This window comes from Brevirhabdus sp., from assembly GCF_052826345.1.
Map to the genome: position 1 here is coordinate 20,668 of NZ_JBRBUA010000084.1, position 8,481 is coordinate 29,148.

An 8,481-nucleotide genomic window follows, 5' to 3' on the forward strand; every position below is an offset into this window, starting at 1 on the left:
GGCGGCGATCAATCACGCCCACATGACCGGGAATAACGCGCGCGTGCCTCAGATGTCGCGCGCGGCTTGCCTGGCCGCATCGTAAACCGCCATGACGTCCTCGCGCGTGCAGTCGAAACCGCCGACACTCACCCGGATGACAAAACGGCCGCGGTGCGTGGTCTGCGTCAGATATACCAAGCCCCGGTCGTTGATCCGTTGCAACAGATCGGCGTTCCAGCTGTCGGCCTGCTGCGCCTCCATGCCCGGCTGCGCGCGCGCGCGAAAGGTGAAAAGCGCAAGCCGCGGTTCCGTCACGATCTCGAAGCCGGGATCGGCGCGGAAACGCTCCGCCAGCTCGGCCGCCCAGGTGACGTGATCGCGGATGCGCGCGCGCAGCCCGTCCAGCCCGTAGGCGCGAAGCGTGAACCAGATCTTGAGCGCGCGAAACCGCCGCCCGAGCGGCACCGTCCATTCATTGAAGTTGACGATCTCGTCCTGACCCTGGGTCTGAAGGTAGTCGGGTCGCAATCCCAGCGAACGGATCTGCGCGGCGGGATCGGCCAGGAACTGGACCGAGCAGTCGAATTGCACGCCCAGCCATTTGTGCGGGTTGAACACGATGCTGTCGGCCCCGTCCACGCCCTGCCAGATCGCGCGGAATTCCGGGCAGATCATCGCGGAGCCCGCCCAGGCCGCGTCGACATGGGTGTAAAGGCCCTCTTCCTTGGCGACATCGATGATCCGCGCCACCGGATCGCTGGCCCCGACAGAGGTGCCGCCGACACAGATCACCACGCCGGCCGGGCGCAGCCCCGCCGCGCGATCGCGTCGGATGGCGGTGCGCAGCGCCTCGGGGTCCATGCCGAAACCCGCGTCCTCGGGGATGATTTGCAGGTTCGCGGTGCCGATCCCCGACAGTCGCACAGCCTTTTGCACCGACGAATGATTCTGACCGGAGGCATAGATGCGGATGGCCGGCCCGCCGAAAAGCCCCTGTTCCAGCGTGTCCCAGTCACAGGCGCGATCGCGCATCGTCAGCACCGCCGACAAGGTGGCGGTGGTCGCCGTGTCGTGGATCGTGCCGCTGAAATGCGGCGCCAGCCCCAGCGCGTCGCGCAGCCAGCCGATCATGACCTGTTCGATTTCCGTCGCGGCTGGCGCGGTCTGCCACAACATGCATTGCGCCGCGATGCCGTTGGCAAGCTGTTCGGCCAGCATCGAGGCGGGCGCGGCGTTGGCTGGAAAATAGGCGAAGAAGCGAGGATGCTGCCAATGGGTCATCGCATCGGGAACGATCTGCGTGAAATCCTCGAAAATCCGCTCCATCGGTTCGGCGGCATCGGGCGCGCGGGCGGGCAGGCGCGCGGCGACCTGGCCGGGGGTGCAGTCGGGGCGCACGGGCCGGGTGCCGATGGTGCGGTGATAATCGGCCAGCCAATCGGCGGCGCGGGCGGACCAGTGGCGCAATTCCTCGTGGTTCATGAGCTCCGCTCCGGGGAACTGCCCTCGCGGCCCGTGTCGCCATGGCTCTCATCGTGGCCTTCCTCGGGGCCCTCATCGAGGCCTTCCTCGGGGGCCTCGCCATGGTCGGACCCCAGATGCAGCAGGCGGTCGACGTCCTGACCCGACATGCCGCGCGCCAGCTGGGAAAAATCGCCCTTCTCGAACATCGCGACGGCCGTGTCGTGGATCACCCGATGGGTCAGACGCGCCAGCGATGAGCCAAGCGAGATCCGCGCCACCCCCATGCGCGCCATCTGCGCGCGGGTCAGCCGGGCGAAGGGGCCCGCGGCCAGCGCGTTGACCGGCTTGCGCGTGGCGGCGCAGATCCGGGCCAGCGCGCGGGCGTCGGGCGGCGCGGGCGCATAAAGGCAATCGGCCCCCGCCACATCGAAGCGGCGCAGACGCTCCATCGCTTCGGGCAGATCGTAGCTGCCGTGCATCATGCCGTCGGCGCGGGCGACCACGACGAAATCATGCGGCAGCGCGCGGGCGGCCGAGACGGCGGCGCGGATACGCTCCTCCGCCAGGCTGGCCGGATAGCTGTCGGTGCCCGGCAGGTCGGTGTCCTCTATCGAAATTCCGGCGAGCCCGACCTCCGCCGCCAGCCGGACGGTTTCCGCCACCGCCGAGGGCGATTCACCGAAGCCGTTCTCGAAATCGCCCGACACCGGCACCGGCACGGCCGCGACGATCGCTTCGGCATGGGCCAGCGCCTCGTCGCGGCTGAGCCGCCCCAGATCGGGCAGGCCCAGCGTGAAGGCATGTGCCGCCGACGATGTGCCGATCGCCCGCGCGCCCATCGCACACAGCATCCGGGCCGATCCCACATCCCAGGCATTGGCCAGAATGAACGGATCGCCCGGTTTGTGCAGCGCGCGGAAGGCCTCGGCTTTTTCGGTCATCTTGCGCGTTCTCCCGCGAATTCCAGCACCTGCGACAGGGCTGTCGCAAAGGCTTCGTCATCCACCGTCATCGCCACCCGGACATGGCCCGCCGCCGCCTGGCCGAAGCTTTCGCCCGGCATCACGGCGATCTGCCTTTCATCCAGCAGTGCATTGGCGAAATCTTCGCCGCTCAGGCCGGTGGCCCGGATGTCCAGCATCACATACATGGCTCCTCCCGCGGGAACCAGCCCGACGACCGACTGCTCGGCCAGCATTCGCCGGGCCATCGCCCAGCGCCGCCGGAACGGCGCGGCGACGGCCTCTTCGGGGGCGCTGCCCTGGAGAAGCGCGAAAAGGCCCGCATCCTGGATATAGCCGGGAACGCCGTAGGTCGTATGGGTGGACAGGTTCACCAGATGCGCGATCGCGGCTTCGGGGCCCGCGATCCAGCCCAGCCGGGAGCCGGTCATCGCATGGCTCTTGGACATGGAGCCCACGACGAGCGTGCGTTCGGCCATGCCCGGCAGGGCGCGCGGGCTTTCATGCCGTCCTTCCCAGATCTGGGTGTCGTAGACCTCATCCGAGATCAGCCAGAGGTCGCGGTCGCGGCAGACCTGTGCGATGCCTTCCAGCGTCTCGCGCGAATAGACGACGCCGGTGGGGTTGTTGGGCGTGTTGATCAGCAGGCTGCGCGCACCGTCGGCGGCCAGCGCGTCCACATCGGCGGCCTGCGGCTGAAAGGCGTCGCGCGGGCGGGTGCGCAGCGCGACCGGGCGCGCGCCGACCGCGCGGATCGTACCGGGGTAGGTGGCATAATAGGGATCGCAGTAAAGCGCCGTATCGCCTTCGTCGCAGGCGGCATGATGCGCGGCGAAAAGCGCCGACTGCCCCCCCGGCGTGATCAGGATGTTCTCGCGTCCCGTGGGCACCCCGGTGCGCTGGGTGATGCGCAGCGCGACCGCATCGCGCAGCGCATCGACCCCCGGCACCGCCGCGTATCCGGTATGCCCCGCCCGCGCCGCACGGTGCATCGCGTCGAGCACCGCGGGCGCCGTGCCGATGTCATGCTCGCCTATGGTCAGCTCGATGACGGGGACGCCCTCGGCCTTGAGCCTGCGGGCGCGGTAGAACACATCCCAGCCGTCGGACCCGCCGCCGGTGATATTGGCGAGCCTGTTCGATACCTGCATCTGGTCCTCCTGCGTCAGAAGGGCCGAGGCCACCATGCCGCGCGGCACTTGGCAAGGCGGAATCCGCAGCCGCTATTCCAAAAGCCGTCCAGCCTTGCTAAGCCCACGCCGAACCTGAACCGGGGGACCGCCGAGATGACGGAAATCACGCTGACCGACAGCAAGACGCGCCGCAAGCGGACGCTCGTGCCGATCGACGCCGCCGATGTGCGCATGTATGTCTGCGGCCCGACCGTCTATGACCGCGCGCATCTGGGCAACGCGCGCCCGGTGGTGGTCTTTGACCTCCTGTTCCGGCTGCTGCGTCATGTCTATGGACCGGACCACGTGCGCTACGTGCGCAATTTCACCGATGTGGACGACAAGATCAACGCGCGCGCGGCGCAAACCGGCCGGTCCATCCGCGAGATCACCGACGAAACGACGCAGTGGTTTCTGGACGACATGCGCGCGCTCGGCGCGCTGGAGCCCACGCAGATGCCGCGCGCCACCGAATATATCGCGCAGATGATCGCCATGATCGAGGAGCTGATCGCGCGCGGCCACGCCTATGTCGCCGAGGGGCACGTGCTGTTCGCCGTCGAAAGCTACGGCGCATATGGCGCGCTGTCGGGACGCAGCGTCGAGGACATGATCGCGGGCGCCCGCGTCGAGGTCGCGCCCTACAAGCGCAACCCGATGGATTTCGTCCTGTGGAAACCCTCGGACGCGGATCAACCGGGGTGGGACAGCCCCTGGGGGCGCGGGCGGCCCGGCTGGCATATCGAATGCTCGGCCATGAGCCGGGAGCTGCTGGGCGAAAGCTTCGACATCCACGGCGGCGGCAACGACCTGATGTTCCCGCACCACGAAAACGAGATCGCGCAAAGCTGCTGCGCCAACCCCGGTTCGGATTTCGCGGGCATCTGGCTGCACAACGAGATGTTGCAGGTCGAGGGCAGGAAGATGTCCAAGTCGCTGGGCAACTTCTTTACCGTGCGCGACCTGCTGGACCAGGGCGTGCCGGGCGAGGTGATCCGCTTCGTCTTTCTGTCGACGCATTACCGCAAGCCGATGGATTGGACCGAGGCAAAGGCGCGCGAGGCGGAGAAGGTGCTGGACGCGCTTCACGCCGCGGTGGGCGAGGCGGAGGCCGATGGCGCGCCCGACGCGGGTGTGGTGGAGGCGCTGGCCAATGACCTGAACACCTCTCTTGCGCTCACGCGGCTGGGCGAGATGGCGCGCGCGGGCGCGTCGCCCGGCGCGATCAAGGCCAGCGCGGCGCTGCTGGGGCTGCTCGGCCAGACGCAGCGCCAGTGGCAGGCGGCGCGGGTGCCGACCGCAGACCTGACCGGCTGGGAGGCGCGGCTGACGCAGGCGCGGCGCGGGGCGATGGAGACGAAGGATTTCGCGGAAGTGGACCGGCTGAAGCACGGGCTGGCGGCAGCGGGTGTCGAGGTGCGCATGTCGAAGGAGGGGATTGAACTGGTTCCGGGACCGGGTTTCGATGCGGCGAAGCTGGAGCAGTTGGGATGATCCGCCGCGACACGCAGGCCCGTGCCCGGCCGCGGGTGGGGGTAAAGCCCCCGCCAGGGGCGGCGGCCGGGGGCTGGCCGGTCCGCTGCACGCCCCGGCCCGTGCCCGAAGCTGCCGGGTCGCGAGGCGGGCCGAAGCCGGGAAATTCGATCATTTTCGCTGGAAAGAAGCAGGGGCGGAGCGGGTGAAGGAACGGCTTTATCTCTACGACACGACGCTGCGCGACGGGCAGCAGACGCAGGGGGTGCAGTTCTCCACCCAGCAAAAGCAGCGCATCGCGCGCGCGCTGGACGATCTGGGGATCGATTACATCGAAGGCGGCTGGCCCGGCGCCAATCCCACCGACAATGAATTCTTCACCGATGCGCCGGACACGCGCGCGGTGCTGACGGCCTTCGGCATGACCAAGCGCGCGGGCCGGTCGGCGGCCAACGACGATGTGCTCGCGGCGGTGATGAATGCGGGCACGGGGGCGGTCTGCCTGGTGGGCAAGACCCATGATTTCCACGTCGAGACGGCGCTGGGGATCGCGCCGCATGAAAACATCGACGCGATCGCCGCCTCGCTGGCGCATGTGGTGGGCGCGAAGCGCGAGGCGATCTTCGACGCCGAACATTTCTTCGACGGCTACAAGGCCAACCCCGGCTACGCGCTCGAATGTCTGCGCGCGGCGCGGGATGCGGGCGCGCGCTGGATCGTGCTCTGCGACACCAACGGCGGATCGCTGCCCGCGGAGGTCCACGCGATCACCCGTGCCGTGATCGCGGCCGGAATCGATGGCGCCCGGCTGGGGATACACGCCCATGACGACAGCGGAAACGCCGTGGCCAACACGCTTGCGGCGATCGACGCCGGGGCGCGGCAGGTGCAGGGCACGCTCAACGGGCTTGGCGAGCGCTGCGGCAACGCCAGTCTGGTGACGCTGATCCCGACGCTCTTGCTCAAGGAGCCATACGCCTCCAGCTTCGATCTGGGGGTGTCGCGTGACAGGCTGCGCGCCCTGACGCGCATCAGCCGGATGCTCGATGACATCCTGAACCGGCTGCCCGACAAACATGCGCCCTATGTCGGGGCCTCGGCGTTTGCGCATAAGGCGGGGCTGCATGCCTCGGCGATCCTGAAGGATCCCACGACCTATGAGCATGTGGATCCCGCGCTGGTGGGCAACATGCGCGACATTCCGATGTCGAACCAGGCGGGGCAGTCCAACCTGCGCAGGCGTCTGGCCGAAGCGGGGATCGAGGTTGCGGCCGATGATCCGAGACTGGCGGCCATATTGGAAGACATCAAGGCGCGCGAGGATCAGGGCTACGCCTACGATACCGCACAGGCGTCTTTCGAGCTGCTGGCCCGGCGGGCGCTGGGGCTCATGCCCCGGTTCTTCGATGTCAAGCGCTACCGCGTGACGGTCGAACGGCGCAAGAACAAGTACAACCGCATGGTCAGCCTGTCCGAAGCGGTGGTCGTGGTGAAGATCGGCAACGAAAAGAAGCTGTCGGTATCGGAAAGCATGGACGAGCAGGGCAATGATCGCGGTCCGGTCAACGCGCTGTCGACGGCGTTGTCGAAGGATCTGGGCCCTTATCAGAGCTATATCGATGACCTGCGGCTGGTGGACTTCAAGGTGCGCATCACCGATGGCGGCACAGAGGCCGTCACCCGGGTCATCATCGACAGCGAAGATGGCAGCGGGCACCGCTGGTCGACGGTCGGCGTCTCGCCCAATATCGTCGATGCCTCCTTCGAGGCGCTGCTGGATGCGATCTTGTGGAAACTGGTTCGCGACAAGGCGTCGGCATGACCGTCGAGGCCTGCGCGGGAATCGTGCAGCGCGGCGATGCGGACCGTTTTCTGGCGACGATGGCCGCCCCGCCGGCCGCGCGCCTGCGGCTCTTTCCCCTCTACGCCTTCAATGTGGAGGTGTCGCGCGCGCCCTGGCTGACGGCTGAGCCGATGATCGCGCAGATGCGTCTGCAATGGTGGCGCGACGTGCTGGATGAGATCGGCGCGGGCGGGCAGGTGCGCAGACACGAGGTCGCCACACCGCTGGCGCAGGTTCTCCGAGAGGTGCGCACCCCGATGCCGGAGCTGCTCGGCCCCTTGCAGGCGCTGATCGACGCGCGGGTCTGGGATATCGGGGCGGATCCCTTCGCGGACAGGGCCGCGCTGGAGCACCACATCGATGCTACCGCGGCCGGGCTGATGTGGGTTGCGGGCGCGGTTCTGGGGGCGGGGGGGACGCAGGATGAACAGGCGCTGCGCGATGTCGGACGGGGCGCGGGCATGGCTGGCTGGCTGCGCGCCGTGCCGGAGCTGAGGGCCGCCGGCCGACAGCCCTTGCCCCAGGAAACGGCGCAAGACACGGCGCAGCTCATCCGCGCGCTGGCCGATGATGCGCTGGCCCGGCTGCGCCGCGGGCAACGCCATCGCCGCGCGATCGGCGGGCTGGGGGGCGCGGCGATGCTGTCCGCCTGGCAGGCACGGCGTGTGCTGCGGCTGGCGCGGCGCAATCCCGCGCGCGTGCCGAACGGCGGGCTGGAGCCGTCGGAATTCGTGCGGCGCGGATCGCTCCTGCTGCACGCGCTGAGGCGCGCGCCCTAGCGTTCCGCCCGTCGGCTGTGGAACATCAGCCAAACCAGCGCGGCCCCGGCCAGCGCCAGCAGCGGGATCATCGCCAGGTTGACCGCTGTCCAGCCCTGTTGCGCAGACCCGCCCGAGCAGTTCATCAACCCCCCCGAGGACAGCGATGCCAGCGTGACGAAGCCGAAGACGATCATGTCGTTGAGCCCCTGCATCCGGCCGCGTTCCTCTGGCGCGTGGGCGCCTGCCAGCATGGAAGTGGCGCCGATGAAGCCGAAGTTCCACCCCAATCCCAGCAGGATCAGCGCGACGTAGAAGTTCATCAGATCCACGCCCGCCAGCGCGACGACCCCCGCGCCGGCCAGGATGACCAGCCCGAGCGCCAGAATGCGTTCCACCCCGAAGCGCGCAATCAGGTGGCCGGTGAAGAACGACGGCGCGAACATCGCGAGCACATGGCCCGACACGACGTCGGCGGCGTGGTTCTGTCCGTAGCCCATGCCGACCACCGCCAGCGGCGTGGAGGTCATGACGAGGTTCATCAGCGAATAGCTGACCATCGCGCAGATCACCGCCACCGCGATACGCGGCGTCTTCAGCAGCTCGATCCGGCTGCGACCGCGCGGGGCATCATGCGCGGGCTGGGGCGGTTTGGGAATGCGCAGGAACATGAACAGCACGACACCCACCGCATTCAGCGCGATCACCGCCAGATAGGTGCCCAGGAACGGCACGGAGAACATGCCCGACGTCAGCTTGACGAGCTGCGGCCCCACGACCGCCGAGATCAGCCCCCCCGCCATGACGTAGGAGATCGCCTTGGGCCG

The 8,481-nt window shown here is 68.4% G+C and carries 7 protein-coding genes; 3 read left to right on the forward strand and 4 right to left on the reverse strand.

The genetic code is table 11. From position 1 onward, the window contains the following. Positions 1-48 precede the first annotated feature (48 nt). From ACU0BR_RS10040 to ACU0BR_RS10050, 3 genes are read right to left on the reverse strand one after another with little or no spacing between them, the layout of a single operon-like run. A complete protein-coding gene (locus ACU0BR_RS10040) occupies positions 49-1,464 on the reverse strand; it encodes a pyridoxal phosphate-dependent decarboxylase family protein (protein ID WP_446156699.1) in 1,416 nt (471 codons plus the stop codon). Beyond that, positions 1,461-2,387 carry an isocitrate lyase/PEP mutase family protein gene (locus ACU0BR_RS10045; RefSeq protein ID WP_446156700.1) on the reverse strand — a complete coding sequence of 309 codons (927 nt, stop codon included), beginning with the start codon at positions 2,385-2,387 and terminating at the stop codon, positions 1,461-1,463. The genes ACU0BR_RS10040 and ACU0BR_RS10045 overlap by 4 nt, the downstream gene beginning before the upstream one ends. Next, on the reverse strand, positions 2,384-3,559 hold the full coding sequence (locus ACU0BR_RS10050; RefSeq protein WP_446156701.1) for a pyridoxal phosphate-dependent aminotransferase: 1,176 nt from the start codon (positions 3,557-3,559) through the stop codon (positions 2,384-2,386). Before ACU0BR_RS10050 ends, ACU0BR_RS10045 begins: the two co-directional genes overlap by 4 nt. Before the next feature lie 135 nt (positions 3,560-3,694). Here ACU0BR_RS10050 and cysS point away from each other — a divergent pair, with 135 nt between their 5' ends. From cysS to ACU0BR_RS10065, 3 genes are all read left to right on the forward strand, one after another. Then, complete coding sequence (gene cysS / locus ACU0BR_RS10055) at positions 3,695-5,074, forward strand: cysteine--tRNA ligase (protein ID WP_446156702.1); 1,380 nt, start codon at positions 3,695-3,697, stop codon at positions 5,072-5,074. A gap of 184 nt (positions 5,075-5,258) precedes the next feature. Then, complete coding sequence (cimA, locus tag ACU0BR_RS10060) at positions 5,259-6,875, forward strand: citramalate synthase (protein WP_446156703.1); 1,617 nt, start codon at positions 5,259-5,261, stop codon at positions 6,873-6,875. Further along, positions 6,872-7,675 carry a phytoene/squalene synthase family protein gene (locus tag ACU0BR_RS10065; RefSeq protein ID WP_446156704.1) on the forward strand — a complete coding sequence of 268 codons (804 nt, stop codon included), beginning with the start codon at positions 6,872-6,874 and terminating at the stop codon, positions 7,673-7,675. The genes cimA and ACU0BR_RS10065 overlap by 4 nt, the downstream gene beginning before the upstream one ends. On the opposite strand, the gene ACU0BR_RS10070 is transcribed toward ACU0BR_RS10065, so the two are convergent. After that, the coding region (locus ACU0BR_RS10070; RefSeq protein ID WP_446156705.1) for an MFS transporter at positions 7,672-8,481 on the reverse strand (810 nt) is incomplete at its 5' end. The genes ACU0BR_RS10065 and ACU0BR_RS10070 overlap by 4 nt on opposite strands.